Annotated in this window: 17 protein-coding genes and 3 pseudogenes; 3 read left to right on the top strand and 17 right to left on the bottom strand. The window is 57.8% G+C overall.

Going from position 1 to position 18,222, the window contains the following annotated elements:
• Nucleotides 1–100 precede the first annotated feature (100 nt).
• From AC06G8_RS04510 to AC06G8_RS04465, 10 genes and pseudogenes are all read right to left on the bottom strand, one after another.
• On the bottom strand, nt 101–898 hold the full coding sequence (locus tag AC06G8_RS04510; protein WP_480284514.1) for an alpha/beta hydrolase: 798 nt from the start codon (nt 896–898) through the stop codon (nt 101–103).
• A gap of 25 nt (nt 899–923) precedes the next feature.
• Nucleotides 924–1,685 (bottom strand): sulfite exporter TauE/SafE family protein, encoded by a 762-nt coding sequence (locus AC06G8_RS04505; protein ID WP_447662520.1) that lies wholly within the window; start codon nt 1,683–1,685, stop codon nt 924–926.
• 172 nt (nt 1,686–1,857) lie between these two features.
• Nucleotides 1,858–2,496 (bottom strand): annotated as a pseudogene (locus AC06G8_RS04500) (amino acid ABC transporter permease); the annotation flags it as partial.
• Nucleotides 2,497–2,514: 18 nt separating this feature from the next.
• Complete coding sequence (locus AC06G8_RS04495; RefSeq protein WP_076358822.1) at nt 2,515–3,168, bottom strand: amino acid ABC transporter permease; 654 nt, start codon at nt 3,166–3,168, stop codon at nt 2,515–2,517.
• A gap of 4 nt (nt 3,169–3,172) precedes the next feature.
• A complete protein-coding gene (locus AC06G8_RS04490; protein WP_480284513.1) occupies nt 3,173–4,030 on the bottom strand; it encodes a transporter substrate-binding domain-containing protein in 858 nt (285 codons plus the stop codon).
• A gap of 28 nt (nt 4,031–4,058) precedes the next feature.
• Nucleotides 4,059–4,787 carry an amino acid ABC transporter ATP-binding protein gene (locus tag AC06G8_RS04485; RefSeq protein WP_447662518.1) on the bottom strand — a complete coding sequence of 243 codons (729 nt, stop codon included), beginning with the start codon at nt 4,785–4,787 and terminating at the stop codon, nt 4,059–4,061.
• A 222-nt stretch (nt 4,788–5,009) separates the two neighbouring features.
• Nucleotides 5,010–5,345 carry a thioredoxin family protein gene (locus tag AC06G8_RS04480; protein WP_480284512.1) on the bottom strand — a complete coding sequence of 112 codons (336 nt, stop codon included), beginning with the start codon at nt 5,343–5,345 and terminating at the stop codon, nt 5,010–5,012.
• 34 nt (nt 5,346–5,379) lie between these two features.
• Nucleotides 5,380–5,541 (bottom strand): annotated as a pseudogene (locus AC06G8_RS04475) (DUF4385 family protein); the annotation flags it as partial.
• 36 nt (nt 5,542–5,577) lie between these two features.
• Nucleotides 5,578–6,285 (bottom strand): TrkA C-terminal domain-containing protein, encoded by a 708-nt coding sequence (locus tag AC06G8_RS04470; RefSeq protein WP_480284511.1) that lies wholly within the window; start codon nt 6,283–6,285, stop codon nt 5,578–5,580.
• Nucleotides 6,286–6,419: 134 nt separating this feature from the next.
• Nucleotides 6,420–7,037: a TVP38/TMEM64 family protein gene (locus AC06G8_RS04465; RefSeq protein ID WP_447662515.1), complete on the bottom strand. Its 618-nt coding sequence runs from the start codon at nt 7,035–7,037 to the stop codon at nt 6,420–6,422.
• 152 nt (nt 7,038–7,189) lie between these two features.
• Here AC06G8_RS04465 and AC06G8_RS04460 point away from each other — a divergent pair.
• Together AC06G8_RS04460 and AC06G8_RS04455 are read left to right on the top strand one after the other, a co-directional pair.
• Nucleotides 7,190–7,390: pseudogene (locus tag AC06G8_RS04460) on the top strand (alcohol dehydrogenase catalytic domain-containing protein); the annotation flags it as partial.
• 252 nt (nt 7,391–7,642) lie between these two features.
• Complete coding sequence (locus tag AC06G8_RS04455) at nt 7,643–8,467, top strand: alpha/beta fold hydrolase (protein ID WP_480284510.1); 825 nt, start codon at nt 7,643–7,645, stop codon at nt 8,465–8,467.
• A 229-nt stretch (nt 8,468–8,696) separates the two neighbouring features.
• Here AC06G8_RS04455 and AC06G8_RS04450 read toward each other — a convergent pair whose 3' ends face one another.
• The 3 genes from AC06G8_RS04450 to AC06G8_RS04440 all read right to left on the bottom strand — a co-directional run bounded on the left by AC06G8_RS04450 (nt 8,697) and on the right by AC06G8_RS04440 (nt 13,407).
• A complete protein-coding gene (locus tag AC06G8_RS04450; protein WP_480284509.1) occupies nt 8,697–9,569 on the bottom strand; it encodes an SDR family oxidoreductase in 873 nt (290 codons plus the stop codon).
• 319 nt (nt 9,570–9,888) lie between these two features.
• Nucleotides 9,889–11,292: a GIY-YIG nuclease family protein gene (locus AC06G8_RS04445; protein WP_480284508.1), complete on the bottom strand. Its 1,404-nt coding sequence runs from the start codon at nt 11,290–11,292 to the stop codon at nt 9,889–9,891.
• A 1,164-nt stretch (nt 11,293–12,456) separates the two neighbouring features.
• Nucleotides 12,457–13,407 carry an NAD(P)/FAD-dependent oxidoreductase gene (locus AC06G8_RS04440; protein ID WP_480284507.1) on the bottom strand — a complete coding sequence of 317 codons (951 nt, stop codon included), beginning with the start codon at nt 13,405–13,407 and terminating at the stop codon, nt 12,457–12,459.
• A gap of 254 nt (nt 13,408–13,661) precedes the next feature.
• Between AC06G8_RS04440 and AC06G8_RS04435 the strand changes: the two genes are divergently transcribed.
• Nucleotides 13,662–14,876 (top strand): MFS transporter, encoded by a 1,215-nt coding sequence (locus tag AC06G8_RS04435; RefSeq protein WP_447662510.1) that lies wholly within the window; start codon nt 13,662–13,664, stop codon nt 14,874–14,876.
• 312 nt (nt 14,877–15,188) lie between these two features.
• Here the strand turns inward: AC06G8_RS04435 and AC06G8_RS04430 are convergent, their stop codons facing one another.
• The 4 genes from AC06G8_RS04430 to AC06G8_RS04415 form a co-directional block, all read right to left on the bottom strand.
• Nucleotides 15,189–15,968 (bottom strand): Cof-type HAD-IIB family hydrolase, encoded by a 780-nt coding sequence (locus AC06G8_RS04430; protein WP_480284506.1) that lies wholly within the window; start codon nt 15,966–15,968, stop codon nt 15,189–15,191.
• 47 nt (nt 15,969–16,015) lie between these two features.
• A complete protein-coding gene (locus tag AC06G8_RS04425; protein WP_447662508.1) occupies nt 16,016–16,420 on the bottom strand; it encodes an acyl-CoA thioesterase in 405 nt (134 codons plus the stop codon).
• Between the two features lie 98 nt (nt 16,421–16,518).
• Nucleotides 16,519–16,707 carry a hypothetical protein gene (locus AC06G8_RS04420; RefSeq protein WP_021881857.1) on the bottom strand — a complete coding sequence of 63 codons (189 nt, stop codon included), beginning with the start codon at nt 16,705–16,707 and terminating at the stop codon, nt 16,519–16,521.
• Complete coding sequence (locus AC06G8_RS04415; protein ID WP_480284505.1) at nt 16,704–17,858, bottom strand: DUF4062 domain-containing protein; 1,155 nt, start codon at nt 17,856–17,858, stop codon at nt 16,704–16,706. Before AC06G8_RS04415 ends, AC06G8_RS04420 begins: the two co-directional genes overlap by 4 nt.
• Nucleotides 17,859–18,222: the final 364 nt, after the last annotated feature.

The following is an 18,222-nucleotide window of genomic DNA, read 5'->3' as shown; positions in this document are numbered from 1 at the left end:
GTCTACCGGTTGTCTTCCTCTATGTTACCTTTGACGCATCCTCAAGCTCTACGGTTGCAGGCAATCCGTGGAAGCCGGCCGCCATGAAAAAAACGCGCTCCTACGAGCGCGCTTCGTCCTTGAGCGGGAGCCACGCCAGCACGCGCTGGATCGCCGCATCCCAATATCCCCATTCATGCTCGCCCGGTCCTTCCTCATAATGAAGCGGCAGGCCGAGACGAAGAGCATGCTCCTTGAACTCGACGTTCTCTTCATATAAGAAGTCCTCGGTTCCGCAGCATTGATACAGCATCGGCCGCTGCTCCGCCGGGAGCGCCGCCGTCTGCTCCGCCAAGTGGAACAGGTCGTTGATGCTGCCGGATAGCTGCTCCTCCGGACCGAATATATTCTCGATCTCCTGACGTGCCGTCACGTCCTGATCGTATCGGCGGCGGATGTCCATTGCGCCTGACAAGCTGGCTACGGCCGCGAAACGGTCCGGACGCGCAAGGCCGAGCTTCATCGCTCCGTATCCGCCCATAGACAGGCCGGCTGCAAAGCTGTCTTCCCGCTCTCTTGAGATCGGGAAGAACTGGGAGGCGAGCTCCGGCAGCTCCTCGCTTACGAATGTCCAGTACCGCCCGCCGCGATGCATGTCCGCGTAGAAGCCGCGCTGCACGGCCGGCATGACGACGGCGATGCCGAGTCCGGCCGCATACCGTTCGATGGATGTGCGCCTCAGCCAGATGGAGTGGTCGTCCGACATGCCATGGAGAAGATACAGCACCGGGTAGCGCCCTCCTTCTCCCGCCTTTCCTTCCATCCCGATCTGACGGGTCGTCTGCTGCGGCAGGATTACGTTCATGGAACAAGACAAGCCGAGAACATCGGAGAAAAAGTCGCATTGGATAAGAGCCATCGAAAGACTTCCCTTCATCGATAGATTAGCGGGATGCGAGATCCCAGATCTGCTTGAGGATCAATAGCGAGCTGACGGCAATGAACAGCGGCCGGACGTACTTGGCGCCTTGACGAATAGCAAGCCGGGATCCGGCTAGCGAGCCGGCGACCATGAAGACGCCCATCGTAAGGCCGATTCTCCAATCGATGCTTCCGAGGCATGCGAACGTAATGAGGCTGGCGATGTTGCTGCCGAAGTTGAGCACCTTGGCATTACCCGCCGCTCGGACGAAATCAAAGCCTGCCATCAGGAAGACGAAGATGAGGAACGATCCCGTTCCGGGTCCGAAAAAGCCATCGTAGCCCCCGATCAGCAGGGCTGCGGCAGCAAGCAGCAGAACCGCTCGGCGCGTCAGGCTGCCGCGGTAGGCGCCCTCGCCGCCCCAGCTGCGCTTGAGCAGCGTGTAGACGGTGATGGCCAGCAGCAGCACGACGACAAGCGGCTTCAGCCAGGCCGATGGCACCGCTTGCAAGAGCAGCGTGCCGCATGCTGAGCCGATGAGCGTCAGCGGGAACAACCGCTTGACGACACTCATCTCCACCTTGCCGGAGCGCATGAACGCAAGCGTGCTCGTAAGCGAGCCCATCGTGCCGGCGAGCTTGTTCGTCCCGAGCGCCAGATGCGGCGGCAGCCCGGCCGTCAGCAGGACGGGCACGGAGACGAGGCCTCCGCCTCCGACGACAGAATCGACAAAGGCGGCCAGAAAACCCCCGGCCGCCACTAAAGCGAATAAGTCCCATGTCATGGATGTCTTCAACCCCGATTGCAGTAATATGGACGGCAAGTGAGTCCATTGTAAAGCGAACGGGGCATGGATGTCCATGCCCCGTCGGGATGATCTAGGCTTCTGCAGCTGCTTTGGTTCCCGCTCCCGGCCCTGCCTTCTTGCCGGTCGCCTTGCGGCGCGCTCCCTCGTTGACTTCCAATCGCTTGGAAAGCAGGGAAAGGCCGTAGTTGACGAGGAAGTAGAGAAGGGCGGCGAAGATGAGAACAGGGAATACCTGCTTAGGATCCTGGCCGGATACGATCGCTACATTATGCATAAGCTCCGGCAGCGTAATGATGACGGCAAGCGATGTATCCTTGAGCAAGGAAATGAACTGGCTTACGAGCGGCGGAACCATCCGCCGCAGGCCGATCGGAAGAACGACGAGACGAAGGGTTTGAATGTAGTTCAAACCCGAGGATCGCGCCGCCTCGACGAGCCCCTTGTTCACTGACTTGAGACCGCTTCGCACGATCTCGCTGATCATGGCCGCTTCGAAAATGGAGAGGGCAACAACAGCCGCCCAGAAAATAGACAGCTTGATGCCGAATTCCGGCAGCGCGAATTTGGTGAAGAAAATGAGCAGGATAAGCGGAAGGTTGCGGATCGTTTCCACGACAATACCCGTAAGCGGAGAAACGATACGGATTTTTGCATAACGCAGAATGCCGAGAAGTACGCCCAGAACAAAGCTCAGAACGATGGAAATCGCCGCCACTTCAAGCGTAAGCAAGAAGCCTTCCAGCAGAAATTTGAGATTATGGGGAGCAAGTGCTCCTGCAAAGTTCATGTGGCGTCCTCCCCTTATTTAACCGGCTCGCGCCAGCTTGCGCTCCAGAACGCGCGTCGCATAAGCCAGCGGGAAGGTCAGAATGAGGTAGAAAGCACCCGTGAATAGATAAGTCTCTACCGGTAGAAAAGTGTTGAGATTGACTTGATCCGCGAAATACATCAGGTCCAAACCCGCTACGACTCCTAGAATAGACGAGTTTTTCACCAGGTTCAGAAACTGATTGCTGATTGGCGGAATGACGATCCGCACCGCCTGGGGAAGGATGACATGCCTCATAGCTTGGAGGTAGGTCAAGCCAGACGAGCGTGCAGCCTCCATCTGTCCTGCAGGAACGGATTGAATGCCCGCGCGAATGGCTTCTGCGATGAAGGAAGACGTATAAATCGTCAATCCGAGCGTACCTGCCTGGAAGCCGTCCAGCTGAATTCCCGCCGTAGGCAATCCCAGATAGAACAGATAAACGACCAGAAGCAGCGGAATATTGCGGAAGAATTCCACATATGCCGTGCCGAAGCCCCGAAGCGCCGCGAAGGGAGAAATGCGGAACACGGCGATCAGCGTGCCAAGCACGAAACTGCCTGCCAGCCCGAGCAGGCTGGCATAGATCGTATACTTGAACCCTTCGAGGTAATCGTCCATGTTGTTGGTCAGTACCGAGAAGTCCAGCATAGGCCTACTCCGTCGGAGGCTTCTCGCCTATCCATTTTTCATAGATGGTGGCGTATTCGCCGCTGTCCTTCATTTCTTTCAGCGTTTCATTGACGAGGGCGACCAGATCGGCGTTGCCTTTCTTGGCGGCGATGCCGTAAGGCTCATCCGTGAACGTGCCGCCTACGACTGTGTAGCCTGGATCTTGCTTGGCCATGCCGTACAGAATGGCGTTGTCGGTCGTGAGCGTATCGCCTTTGCCCGCCTTCAGAGCGGTGAAAGCTTCCTGGTAATTCTCGAACTGCAGCACGCGCAAGCCAGGGACCTTGTCTTCGATGTTCTTGATCGAAGTCGCGCCTTTGACGCCAAGGACCTTGGTGTCCTTCGTGACGTCCTTCAGTCCGGTGATCGGGCTGCCTTGCTTGACGAGCAGCGACTGGCCTGCTTTGAAGTACACGTCGGAGAAGTCGACCTGCTTCTTGCGCTCGTCGGTGATCGTCATCGTCGCCACGATGAGGTCGATGTCGCCGTTGTCGAGCATCTGGATGCGGGTCTTGCTCGTCACTTCCTTGAGCTCGATCTTGCTCTCGTCGCCGAAGATCTTCTTGGCGATCGCCTTGGAGATGTCGATGTCGAAGCCTTCGACGTTGCCGGAAGCCGTATCCTTGAGGCCGAACAGCTTCGTATCGTATTTGACGCCCACGATGAGCTTGCCGCGGTCCTTGATATCCTTGATGACGCCCGTTGCTTCCGTACCGCCTGCCGAGCCGTTGCTTGCGGAGCCGTCTCCGTTATTGTCGTTCTTAGCTCCGCATCCGGAAACCACGAGGGCAACTGCCAGCAGCAGAGACGCGCCTGCGCCCCAAAGCTTGTTTTTCTTCATTGTCCGTTTCCCCTTTTCTTTGTCTGGTTTAATGATTGATGACCCGGCTCAGGAAATCGCGGGCGCGAGGCTGCTGCGGACGTTCGAAGAAGTCCGCCGGCTTCGCTTCCTCGACGATCCGTCCGCCGTCCATGAACACGACCCGGTCCGCCACTTCGCGGGCAAAGCCCATCTCATGGGTGACGACGACCATCGTCATGCCTTCCTTGGCGAGCAGCTTCATGACGCTGAGCACCTCTCCGATGACCTCGGGGTCAAGCGCCGAGGTCGGCTCGTCGAACAGCATGATCTTGGGCTTCATGGCAAGGCCTCTGGCAATGGCAACCCGCTGCTGCTGGCCGCCCGACAGCTCGGATGGGTACGAATCCGCTTTGTCCGGTATGCCGACCTTTTCGAGATACATCTTGGCGGTCTTGCGCGCTTCTTCCTTGCTTACGCCGCCGGCATTCACCGGAGCGAGCGTAATATTGTCGATGACCTTGAGATGCGGATACAGGTTGAAATGCTGGAAAACCATGCCGATGCGGCGGCGGAGAGCGTTGATGTCCGTCCCTTTGTCATGAACGGCCGCGCCGTCCACCTCAAGCAATCCGTCCGAGATGTCCTCCAGCCGGTTGATGCAGCGCAGAAGAGTGCTTTTGCCCGATCCGGAAGGCCCGATGATGACGACGACCTCGCCTTCGGCGATATCGAGGCTGATGTCCTGAAGGACATGAAAATTCCCGAAGTGCTTGTTGACCTGCCGGAAAGAAATCATGGCATACCTCCGTTCCGATGAAATGAAAAGTAAGAGATCCATCCTGCCGTTACCCTTTTTCCAACAAGAATATGTTAACTATCATAACTTATAATCCGCTCCTTTTGAACTAAAAGCAGAAAATTTCTTCCTCATGTCAGAGGAAGCGATTGCAATATAAAATGAATTCTTACTCATGAAAGATACTTTCCCATGAATAAGATACATTCCAGCTCTTTTGAATCATGTTCTTCCATCTGCCTCTATATCCGGTTTTTGCAGCCTCATAAATAGCGCTGCCGCCGACTGCATCGCATAGACCGTCTCGACCGGCTGGCCGTTCTCCAGGATGACAAGCGCGGGCACGCTTCGGATCTGCCACTTCTCGCGCAGTTTCGGAGCGAAGTTGATATTGATTTTGCTCACCGGCACCGTGCCGCCGATGGAAGCGGCAGCTTCCAGCAGCCTCTCCGCTACCCGGCATGTTCCGCATAAGGGGGTCGAAAAGAAAAGAGCCTCCCTGCGGTGGATGCGCCCAAGCGCGAGGAAGGTGTTTTCGTTCATTTCCGTCAAAGCCATCCGTTCTTTCCTGCCTTTCTTTGGGACAGGAAGCCTAACCTTCCTGCTCGTGATTGATTATATGCTTCTGCTTCATCCGAATATAATCCAGGTCTTTCTTGGCTGAATCCCAAGCATCCTTGAACACAGCTCTCGCATAGCCCATCTTCAGAAATTTGCGTGCCATGTCCATGCCGGGAAATTCAGCTTTATCCTTATATACCGTAGTCGAATTTCCTACCTTTCTTCGCGGTCATCCGCCTTCCTCCTTGATGGCGCCCTCGGATGCCGAGATCGCCCGATAAGAAGCTTGGATCGCTTCCTCCTCGCCATACAACAGCACGAAGTCGCCGGCTTCGATCGGCGTCTCCCAGCGGGCCTTGCGGATCTTGCGGCCGTCGCGCTTGATGGCCAGAGGCACGATTTCCTCTCCCTCGGGCAGCACTTGCCTCAAGGTCAAGCCGAGCCAAGGCGAATCCGCCGCGATCTGGACGCCCATGACGTCCTCCTGATGCTGGTCGTCCGCCAGCTCCTCTACCGGCACCGGAGCTGCTTCCGTATGGGACGGAACCCGGCTCGCGATCCAGTGGGCGACTCGGCGGTTGGCCGCAGGCACTCTCAGGAGAAACCAGGCACAGGCGAGCACGGCCGCCACAGCCGCCAGCACGGACATGTGGCTGTTCTCGGAGATGAGGCTGCTGATGACAGACACCAGCACCGCGAGGGAGAAGGCGCCGAATAATATGAGCGCCAGACCGATCCTGCGGCGGACAGGGTGGCGCAGGACGAGCTCCGATTCGGACGTCGTGAAGCCGGCCCCTGTCAGCATGGACGCAGCCTGGAAGCTGGACTGGCTCGGCTCCATGCCGGTCATGACGAGCAGGATCGTGCTTAGACGGAGCACGATCAGGATGATCAGCAAATATAGCAAGATAAAGGCATAGCCCATGGATGTCGGCACCTTTCCTGTTCCCTTGTCAGGGAGCGCGTATCGATCCCGTTTGCCGGCAGCTTCCCGTTCCCCCGGAACAGCCGCCCGCATCGTTCCCTTTACCTCTCTTCTACCCGCGAAGGCAACGTCTCATTCATCCTTTCTCACGAACGCGACGCCAGACGCCTGTAGGCGATCAGGACCAGCCCGAGAAAAGCGATATACAAGACTGCCAGAGCGAAGATGCGGGAAGGATGAGTGGCAAGGCTTTGGCCGGCGTAAGCATAGATAAGCATCGCCGGCACCTTGCCCAGCGCCGAAGCCGCAGCATATAGCGCAAACGGAATTCCCGCGACCGCGGCGTAAGCGTTGACCGCATACTGCGGAATGACCGGAATCATCCTGGCGATCAGGATGGACAAGAAGGGATGGCGCTCCGTCATGCGCACAAAGCCGTCCAGCTGCCGGACCTTGCCAAGCCACTGGCGTCCCTTGTCCTGGAAGAAATAACGCAGCGCCCCGAACATCAGCAGAGCCGCTGTCCATGCCCCGAACAGGCTGATGAGCCCTCCCGCGAGAGGACCGTACATATAGCCGAGCGCGCCGATGACGATTCCGTAAGGAATGATCGGAAAAAAAGCGAAGCCTGCCGCCGCCAGGGCCATCAGCGCCGCCGGGGCGTTCCCATCCTTCATCCAGGCGATAATCGGCTGATGATAGAAATAGACGGCAGCCAGAACGGCGGCATATCCGGCAGCCGACAGCCATTTGAGTTTGTTCATCCAGACTCCCGCCTCCTTATGGTTTCATTCTACATACAGTGCGGCTAGAAACTCAAATAAAGGGGCGATACTATGCGCCGATGACAGCTGCCGCACCATCAATCCGCCCTGCAAGAGCTGTTTGATTAAAGCGATCAAAGGAGCGCATGCGCATGAAAGCACTGACTTACCAGGGAAGACGCAATGTCGAGGTCAAGGGAGTCAGAGCTGCCAAGCTTCAGAAGAAGGACGACGTGCTCGTCCGGATCACGACAACAGCCATATGCGGCTCGGACTTGCACATCTTCAACCGCGAGATCAAGGGAATGTACGACGATTACGTCATCGGCCACGAACCGATGGGCATCGTGGAGGTCCCGCTTGCCGACGTTATGATCTCGAATTTCTCTTCACGGATGATTTCTGCTTCCTGATCAGGGGTCATAGGTGCCTTTTCTCATCACACTCTCATTGTCCATTCTCTGTCCATTCCCAGTTTAATCGCATGCCCTGCATTCGAATAGAAGCCCCTCCGGATGCAGGAAAGGGATAGAACGTTTTCATAAGAAAGAGAATGCGGACATATCCTTTTAGTCCAGTCTTATTTGGTCCAAAGGAGGTCCAGCATGCCTTATATCGAAACCCGGGACGGCACCGCCCTCTATGTCCATGTCTCCGGCCCCTCCGAAGGCGTTCCCTTGCTGCTGGTGCACGGATGGCCTCTGAACCATCGGATCTTCGATACCCAGCTGGCGCGGCTGCCCGCTCTCGGTTATCGCTGCATCGCACCGGATCTGAGAGGCTTCGGCCGTTCGGACGCCGCCTGGAACGGCTATTCCCATGACCAGACCGCTGACGATTTGGACGATATCGGGCAGTCGCTCCGTCTTGGACGATTTCTGCTGGCCGGCTTCTCCACCGGAGGAGGGGCTGCGATCCGGTACGCGGTCCGCCACGGCAAGCAGAAGCTGGCCGGACTCGCTCTTGTCTCCGCCGCCGTCTCTCTTGCCAAGAGCGCCGAATGGCCTCATGGCTTGCAGGCGGCTCAAACGAAGGATTTGATCGACAAAGCCAAGGCAGACCGGCCGGCCATGGTGACCGGTTATGCCAAACAGATGTTTTACCGCTACCACAGTCCTGAATTCATGAGCTGGTTCGCTTCGCTCGGGCTGGAAGCTTCGCTTGCCGGAACCGTCTCGGGGGCCGAGGCGGCGCTGGCCGAAGATTTGAGCGGCGAGCTGAAGAGGCTTGCAGGGCTGCCTTCCGCCGTCTTTTACGGCGTGCACGACCGCATTGTCCCGCGAGCCGCTTCCGAGCAGCTCGCGGCCGCTCTGCCTGGAGCGACAGCCTATCGATTCGAAAAGAGCGGGCACGGCCTGCTGTTCGACGAGGCGGAGTTGTTCCAGCAAAGGCTGGAGGATTTCCTGGCTGCAGTCCGGCCGCATGCATGAGAAGGTTGGAGAACCCAGAAGGTTGAAGAACCGAGAAGGTTGGAGAACCGAGAAGGTTGGAGAACCGAGAAGGTTGGAGAACCGAGAAGGTTGGAGAACCGAGAAGGTTGGAGAACCGAGAAGGAGCGGCGTCGCTCGGCCATACAAGGAAAAGGCAGCCGGAAGTTCCGGCTGCCTTTTTGTCTATTTGGACCTTAGCCGTCGGACAATCCGACCGACGTCTCGCAGCTCAGCGGAGCACGGCCGCCGGCGGCTCGCTCCAGATCAAGCCGGTCTGCTGCTGGCTCCACTGCCAGAGCCGCGCGGCCATTTCTTCGTCCAAAGCCTTGCGGGAAGGCTCGGCCGGCTTGCTTTTGATATAATACAAGCTCCCTTCCTCTCCACCCTCATCCGACAACGCCAGGTAGATAGCCGTAGAAGCGCCTGCCTCAGCCGTCTGGAAGAACGGGGTCAGCAGCTTGTAGACCGCCTGGCCGAAGCCCGTGTCGCGGCTGACGCCAAGGCTGGTCGAGACTGCCCCTGGATGGAGGGCATGCACGTGAATCCCTCGATCACAGCAGCGTTTCCTCAGCTCCAGCGTGAACAGCAGGTTTGCGAGCTTGGACTGGGCATACCCCTTGACGACATTGAATCCCTTCGTAAGATGCGGGTCGGGAAAATGAATGCTGCCCGCCTTATGGGCGCCGGAGGAGACGATTACGATCCGAGAGTTGCCCGCTGCAAGGAGCGGTTCCATCAATCCGTGGACGAGCGCAAAATGCCCCAGATGGTTCACGCCGATCATCCGCTCGAACCCGTCCTCCGTCGTCTCCCGCTTCACGGTGACAACCCCGGCATTGTTCACGAGCACGTCAAGCCGGGAGTAGCGGGCACGGAAATCTTCAGCGAACCGGGAAATGCTGTCGAGGGAACCTAGATCGGCCGTCATCAGCATGATATCGCTCGATCCGCTGCGGCGGATGGCTTCTTCCCTCGCCTCCGCTCCTCGCCGAGCGTCGCGGCAAAGCATGACGACCTTAGCGCCCGATCGGGCAAGCTCTACGGTCGTAGCCAGCCCCATGCCGGAGTTCGCTCCGGTAACGAGCATCAACGGCTGCTGCATGGCTGCGTCTCCTCTCCTGAATAGCCTGAATCCGGTCAAGTCCGTGCGATGCGGATCTGTCTCCGCTCGCCGCGGGCTTCGAATCTTCGCATCTGCGTTCAAGCTATGTCCTATTACCCACGCCGGAGGAGAAGCAAGCTTCATTATCCAGGAGGCAAGCTATACAATCCGGCATCAAGGTTACTATCCGAAGGCAAGATTAATATCCGGTGGCAAGCTTAGTATCGGATAGTATCAGAAGGCAAGCTTGATACCCAAAGGCAAGCTTACTATCCGAAGGCAAGCATGTTATCCGAAGACAAGCTCCAATGTCCGGCTGTCAGCCGCCGCCCTTGCGGTAGTCGTAGTTCTCCTTGCACAGCTGCAGCAGCGCATGCTTCAATCCGCGCTTGGGCTGCGTAATGAGAAGAGGGCGGGCCCGGCCTTCTCCGGGCATGCGGAGCGCCCTGCGCACCGCTCCCGGATCCGACACGACATTGACGATGAGCTCGTCCGGCTTGGTGTTGTGCCGATAGCGATGGATGAGGAAACGGTCGCAGGCTGCCTCGCCGTACCCGCGCTCCAGCTCGTGCAGCTGCAGGTCTCGGAGCATGCCTTCCTGCACCTTGGCGATCATGACGCCTTCCTCGCCGAAGTAGAGAACCTCCTGGTTCACATTCGTCTCGCGGTCGACGATCTGCTTGTCCGGCGTTTTCTCGAGGTTGCGGATATGGCCCAGCATATTCTGGGCTTTCTCGAACTTCAGCTGCTCGGCATATTCGCCCATCTGACGGTACATCTGAGCAATCAGCGCCTCCTTGCTGCCGCTGAACAGCAGATCGGATACCTGCTTGACCTTCTGGCCGTACTCTTCCTCGCTGATATGCCCTTCGCAGATTCCGCTGCATTTGCCGATGTGGTAGAGCAGGCAGGCCCGCTTGGGCAGCTTGGTGCAGGAACGCAGCTTGTAGTGGTCGGCGACGAACTCCAGCAGCTCGTTGCGGAAGCGGGCGCTCGCGAACGGCCCGAAGCGCTTCGGCTCCAGTCCGGCATTCGTCGGGCTGTTCTTGCCTGCAGCCGAGGCTGTTGAAGCTGAATGGTTCCACCCGCTTCTTGATGCGTTTGGAGTGTTCGGCTCGTTCGAGGCGTTCGGCAAATCTGAAGCGTTGGAGACATTCGCACCGTTCGAGGCATCAGAGACATTTGAAGCACTCGAACCGTTCGAGGCGTTCGAATCGTTCAAGATGTTCGAAACGTTCGAGATGTTCAGCTCCTTTGAGGCGTTCGAGGGATTCGAGGTGCTCGAAGCATTCAGATCTTTCGGCTGCAAGGAAAGGTATGCTTGACCAGCCGCCTCGGCGGAAGAGGCTGCGCCCCCCTGCTCGCGGCGGTCGCGATAATAAACGTCCAGCCTCGGAATCCTTTCGGCGGTCAGCATCAGGTAGGCGTAGCCGCTGTTGTCCTTTTTCAGCGCTCGATTGTAGGGAGGCTTATGGATCTTGATCAGGTTGTTTTCCAGCAGCAGGCTCTCGGTTTCGTTGTTGACGAGCAGCACTTCGATGGAATCGATGAGGCCGACGAGCTCTCTCAGCCGCTTGCGTTTATGATTTGTATGAAAATAGGAACGCAGACGGCTCCTCAGCTTCTTGGACTTGCCGACATACAGCAGACGGCCCGATGCGTCGCGCATCAGGTAGCAGCCGGGCTTGTCGGGATAATCCCCGGCCTTGAACTGGAACGGCATCGCCTGTCCTCCTCCGTTGTTCGGCGGCTCCAAACATTTGTTCTAGAGCCTCATTTTAACGCCGGCATACGGAAAAAGGAAGATCATGAGCCATTCCGTCATTAAACTGTAAAAAAGTGGATTGGCGCAGGCCGATTTGATACACTGTCACCACAACGGATATATGGAGAAAGGAGTTTTTCCGTGATTCGCAATGCTCCTAGTGCCATTATAGAAAGAAACGAGGGCACCTCGTACGAACTGGTTTGGTGCCTCCTCGGTATCGTCCGGATTTGCGCAGCCCTTAGCCGCGGTCGCAGCAAACGGTTGGAAAGCTGGACAGTCTCGCTCGGCGAAAGGCTGGATCACGGTGGAAGGCTCGATCGGAAGAACCGCCGCATTTAGACATTCAACCCGTCAATGGGCCGATACCGAATCGTCATGAGTACTATCGGCCATCCGAACGAACCTGGATCGGCTATCGGCACGCTAACTTGCGTTTTCTCGCATGTCCGGACATCGCGTTCGGCAATCGGGCTCCGCAACCATGTCCTCTCGGATTGTCGGACAGCCAGCTCCATTTATGAGCAGTCTAAATGCCGTTCTGGCCTTTATCGGACATCAGATCCGTTATTTGGCCTTAAACACGTGTTTTTCAAATTTATCGGACATCAGTTCCGCTATTTCCTAAAAACAGACCGCTAAAGACCTTAAAACAGGAAAATAACGGATCGTATGTCCGATAACGAGCGATTGGATGTCTTTCGTCTCAAATAACGGATCGTATGTCCGATAACAAGCAAATAGATGTCCTTTCGGCTCAAAAATTACGGGTCGTATGTCCGATAACGAGCGAATGGACGTGGTTCCGAAAGGTTGTCTATTGGATCCCATCCAAATAAACTCTACAGATAACGGATGATATGCCCCATCGGATCCTTTGATAGGCAGCCAATGTTCCAATATGTCTCCCATCATCCTATCCTGTCTCCCATCATCCCCCCTCAACCAGCTAATAGGCAGCTTCTTCGCCTAGAGCCCTCTCGCGGACACAAACAGGGCTGCCGGACCGCCGGAAGCGAAGCTTCCTGCCATTCGTCAGCCCTGTCTGAAACAAACGGGTTGCCCGCCGCTGCTGGTATATGCAGCCAAAGCCTGCATCCAATGCCGCAGCAATCCTTCCTCCTACATTCCCTGCTCAGCCGCCGCCTCCAAAGGTCTCAGCGCCTTGCTCCCATCCTTCTCGATCAGGCTCTTGTGAATCCAGATCGCCGCCTGGCAGCCGTCTCCCATGGCGATGGAAGCCTGTTCCGAATGTGCAAGGACGTCGCCTGCAGCCCACACATGGCGGACATTCGTCATCTTGGTGCGCGGATCCGCTTCGATATGGCGGTTGCCGTGCAGCGTGACGCCGAGCTGCGCCGCCAGTCCGGAACGCACCTCGTTGCCGCCGAAGGCGACGAATGCCTTGCCGCCCTCGATTTCCTTGCCCGACTCCAGCACGATTCCCTGCAGCTGCTCATCCCGGATGATCAGGCGGCGGATCGGCTCCTCCATGATTTCGACGCCCTTTTGCCGGAGCTTGTTCATGAGATCGGGAGAGACTTCCTTTTGCTCATGGTTCACATAAACCAGATCCTGCGTCCAATAAGTCAGGATATCCGCCATATGCGCTCCCGGATTGCCTGAACCCATGACGATCGCCCTCCGGCCCGACAGCTCGTAGCCGTCGCAATCAGGGCAGACGTAGATGCTGATGCCGAGACAGGGAACCAGTCCCTCGAGCGGCGGCAGCCTGTCCATGACGCCTGTCGCCAGCAGCAGCCTCCGTCCCTCGTACCGCTCTCCGGCATCCGTCTCGATGACAAACTCTTCCTCTCCGTCCGCCTTCGCGGTTACGGCTGTTCCCTTGACGAACCGGACGCCGACCTTCTCGGCCTGCTCCTTGCCCGCCTTGCGCAGCTCCGGACCGCTTACCCCGTTCTTCCAGCCGATCAGATTCTGGTAGCGAAGGCAGAAGTTCGATCTTCCGTCATCGGAATCGATGACCAGCACCTTATGGTTGTAGCGGCCCAGCTGAACCGCCGCGCTCAGTCCCGCAAGACCGCCCCCGATAATGACGACATCGTATCGCATCGCTTTTTTTGTCTCCTTCCGGCGTAACTTCTTCCTGCTATTATTACCGACACTCCGCTGAGGCTAATCGGCATACACGGAATCAGCCCCACCCAACTTGCCTTTGAGGGTTGGATTCCGAGAGGGGGAGGAGTAGAATGGAAGATGACGGAAACGATCGGAGAACACCGCAAGCAACCGGATTAAGAATTTTGAACCGAATACAGGCTAGAACTAGGGTCCAGCCAGCCCCCAGAAAGGATTTGATACCCCTCATGGCGGATTCATTCTTATGGAAGCGCAACCTCTTTGTGTTGTGGACCGGCGTCTTTTTTTGCAGCACGGCCTACTCGATCTCCATCCCCTTCATCCCGATCTTTCTGCATAATGAGCTTGGCGTCTCGAGCCGGCTCACCCTCTGGTCCGGATTCGCCTTCGGCATCACGTTTCTCGCGAGTGCGCTGATTGCTCCCTACTGGGGCTCCCTCTCGGACAAATACGGCAGGCGCCCGATGCTCATCCGCTCCGGCTTCGCCCTTGCGGCCTTGTACATGCTCACCTTCTTCATCCACGATCCCTATCTGTTCCTGCTGCTCCGCATCGGCCAGGGCCTGCTCGCCGGATACGTGCCCGCGGCAATCGCGCTCGTGGCGACGAATACTCCGGAGGAGAAAACCGGCTACGCGCTCGGCATCATGGCGACCTCCGGCGCGACAGGCGGCATTCTAGGCCCGCTCATCGGCGGCATCGTCAGCCATTACATGGGCAACCGCGAAAGCTTCGTCTTCTCGGGCTGCATCGTGCTCGTCTCCGCGCTGATCGCGGTCTTTTTCGTCAAGGAGCAGAACTTCAACCGCAAGACGGTGCGCTCCTCGGTCCGTCAGGATCTGAAGGAAGCCTTCTCGAACCGAGTCTTCGTCACGATGCTGGGACTGGTCGCGCTGGGAACGTTCTCCGTCATGATATTAGAGCCATTGCTGACCGTCTATGTGATCGAGCTTGGGGCAGGCAAGAGCGACGCCACGCTGCTCTCCGGCATCATCTTCTCCGCTGTCGGCATCGCGACGCTGATCGCGGCTCCCCAGTGGGGCAAGTTCGGCTCCCGGATCGGCTATACGAACGTGCTCGTCATCGGCCTGATGGGAGGCGGAATAGGCAACCTGCTGCAGTTCTTCTCCAGCAGCTATGTCGGCTTCGGCGTGCTTCGCTTCTTTTACGGCCTCTGCTTCGCCGGCGTGTATCCGGCCCTGAACGCCATGATCGTAAAAGTGACGGAGCCGGAATTTCGAGGCCGCGCCTTCGGGCTGAACCAGTCCGCGACCCAGCTGGCGACGATGCTCGGCCCGATGATCGGAGGGCTGCTGGGCGGCTGGATTCCGATCCGATACGTGTTCGTCATCAATGGACTCATGCTCGTCGGCGCAGCCATACTCATCCGCACCCGGCATCTCGAGCAGCGGGTAACCCGGACGGCTCAGGCTCGCAGCTGACGGGAAATGAATCAAAAAAACCAGCCGTTCGACGGCTGGTTTTTTTGTGCGTGGTTTTGCTATGACATTGTGTGCATGGTTTTGCTAAGCCATTGTGTGTGTTCTTGTTCTGCTCGCTCATGGTTTTGCTATGCATTGGGGTTCATAGTTTTGCTATGCATTGGGGTTCATAGTTTTGCTCTGCATTGGTATTCATGGTTTTGCTGCGCATTGATGTTCATTCTTTTAACGGGCATTGGCGGCAGCCATGGTCCATATGGACCAACCAGCTTGCCGAGAAGCTGACCGCCTTCCGCCGATGCATGCCGACACCTACAACAGGCCGACGAGCTCCAGGCCATGCTTGATGCCGTCCTCGGCCACGTCCTTCGTCACATGCTTGGCAGCCTTCTGCACGCTCTCGATCGCATTGCCCATCGCCACGCTGTTATGCACCAGCTGCAGCATCTCGATGTCGTTCAGCCCGTCGCCGAACGCGTAGACATCCTCCGGGCGGACGCCTGCCAGCTTCACGAAAGTCTCGATGCCCTTGGCCTTGGAGCCGCCGAGCGGGAGCACGTCCATCGAGAACTGATGCCAGCGGATGAAGTCCAGCTCCGGGAACGTCTCCCGGTACTTCAGCTCGTCGCCGATCGTGCAGAAGAGCAGGCACTGGTAGATCTCGCGCCCGATATAGTACTCCTTGTCCCATTCCATGACCTTGTTCTTGAGCGCCAGCGAGCTCATGCTCTCGTCGATGTAATCATGCTGCTCGATATTGGCCTTCATCGCATCTTCGTTCATGTAGACGATCGGATGGTCATTAGCTACAGCAGCCTCGGTAATCCGCTGCAGGTATTCCGGACGGATCGGATTGCGTACGATCACCTCGCCCTTCCGGACCGCATACTGGCCGTTGTAGCTGATGAACGACTCGATGCCGAGCTCCTCGCGGATTTCCTTGAACATGAAGGGTCCGCGTCCCGTAGCGATCGCAACCTCGTGGCCCGCTTCCTGGAGCAGCCGTACGGATTCCTTGGCTGATGCCGGGATGTTCTTGTCGTGGTCGAGCAGCGTTCCGTCGATATCGAAAAAGATCAGTTTGCCTGTCATCGTGATTCCCCCTCTAGGTTCCCTATGTTAAAAACGTTTCCTCGATCCTATGCGTCCACTGCCTGCAGCGCCTCGCGCAGCCGATCGGGCAGCTCTCGGCTGCGCCGCTCGGCCGCATCCATGCAGACGCTCGTCACCTCGGCATCGGCCCTCACGATTCCCGCGGCATCCGCTAGCTCCTGCTTCAGGACATAGCTGGTCCGACCGGCACGCAGCGGATGCGTGCGCACGGTCAGGCGGTCTCCCTGCACGCATTCCCGCCTGTAGTTGATGTTGACGTTGACCGTCACCGTCTGGATGCCCATCTCAAGGAAGGCCGCGTAATCCAGTCCCGCCCGCTCGTACCAGTCTTCCCGTCCCCACTCCAGATACTCCAGGTACTTGGCATTGTTCACATGCCCGTTCACATCGATCTCCGTCGACCGGACGATCAGTTCAAGCTCCGAAACCATCGCGGGCGCCTCCATTTCCTGACTCAGCATCCTTGCGCAGCCGGCTCATCCCGCGATGCAGCAAAAAATCCGCCACAGGGGACGGATTCATGTAACCGCTACCGCCGGGTCGCTTCCGCGAGCCTCGACCGGATCAGTCTGATATTTTGTTCGGCGGCTATTCTCTGCTGAAGGAGCAGGTCCTCCGAGGTTGCCGTTCCGGTGGCGAACAGGAGCGCGTCCCGGGGCTGAATGCCGTCCGCTTCGGATACTCGGCCGTTCTTGGATACCCATACACAGCTTTTCATTGCCGCATCCCTCCCAGAAATAAGCTCACCAGCCGGATCATCTGCGTGTTAGGCCCTATTATAGCATTATTCACGCTGTCTTTGTAGCGCATATAGCGGAGGTTGCTCCAGGACAGTCCCGCCGGAAAATGGAATGTCGCCACATAAGGGCCGCTGCGGACACAATAAAAGAACTTTTGGCGGGCTTCCTTGTAGTATACGCCCTCGGCGCGGCTTCCCATGCCGTACGTGAGCGCGACATAGGAGCTTTGATCGCCCAGGGCAAAAGCCCGCACCGCCGATGTCTCCCCGCAGCAGGCGACGAACCGCAGCTCTCCGCCCTCATGCCGGTATAAAGACGCCCCGTTGCAGGCTTCGTAATGCCCTACGGTCTCGCGGCTCCAGTTGCCGTAGGCATGCTCCACCTGGCGGCCTTGCAGCCGCTGGCTGACCGTGCCCAGCCAGTCCGCCCAGCTGCCCGGAGGCTCCAGCCGAACTTGCGGCAGCAGCGCCGTCATCAGGTCGAAGCTTTGGCCGGCCTGCTCCAGCCGCAGGCTGTTGTCCATGATGGACGGCTCCAGCGGGAGCAGCAGCAGGCCGCGGCGGAGCAGATCGCTGAAGCAGCTCTTCCAGTCGATCGGAACCGCTGCGGCCAGATCCTCCATATAGATGCCGCGCTGGCGGATGTCGTACAGCAGCAGCCAGACATAGGGATCGACATGGGCGTCCGCCTCTTCGCAGGTGCGGAGAAAATCCAGCAGCCGGCCATTATCGGGATACTGGCCGGTCTCCTCGACCGAATGATCGATAAAGGCATCGAGCCGGTAAGCCACAGAGGCAAAAAATTTGCCCTTCACCTGCACGTCGGCCCAGACGAGAGCCGCGATCCCTTTGTCGAGCGCTGAGATCAGCTCCGAATGGGTCACCGTGATGCCCGAGACGGGATCGTAGGTCCCTGCCTTCGTTCCGATGAAAAGCACATAGAGGTCAGACTCCCCGACCGCTTCCAGGCATTTTTCCACCGGGTTGAGATAGGAGGGCCACGGGCCCAGATTTTCTTCCCACAGCAGCGGTTCATGGCCGAGGCTCTCCAGTTCCCGGAAAGCCGTCCGCCGCAGCGGCTTCAATCCATCCTCGTTGACGGAGCTGATGAATACTTTCGTTTTGCCCATACCGGCTTTCCCTCCCGTGCGGCCGTTCAGCCAGAGCTCGTTTCCTGATTGTACCATATGGAAAGAAGGGTTCGAGGGACAAAAGGAGCAATCCGAGCGCAGAGTTCATAATAAGGCGGTTGGAGGAAATCCCACCCTAGCGTGGCACGGCTGCTTCCTGGAGACAAGGAAAACGGGCAAAAGGTCAAAACCATGCCGCATGAATCCACTGGAAATGGAAAAAAGGCCAGCCGGAACAACCGGCTGGCCTGAGTGATGTAGAATACGGTTCCGAGCGGAATGCATTCGAACCCCAGTCAACAGTGGATCGCCTCCAGCGAGGAGTTGACGATCTCGGATGCGTACCCGAACGCCCCGCGGAGGC

This window comes from Paenibacillus sp. SJS-P3, from assembly GCF_056711585.1.
The sequence above is the reverse complement of the archived record's forward strand: the minus strand, read 5'-3'. Positions and strand labels throughout refer to the sequence as shown.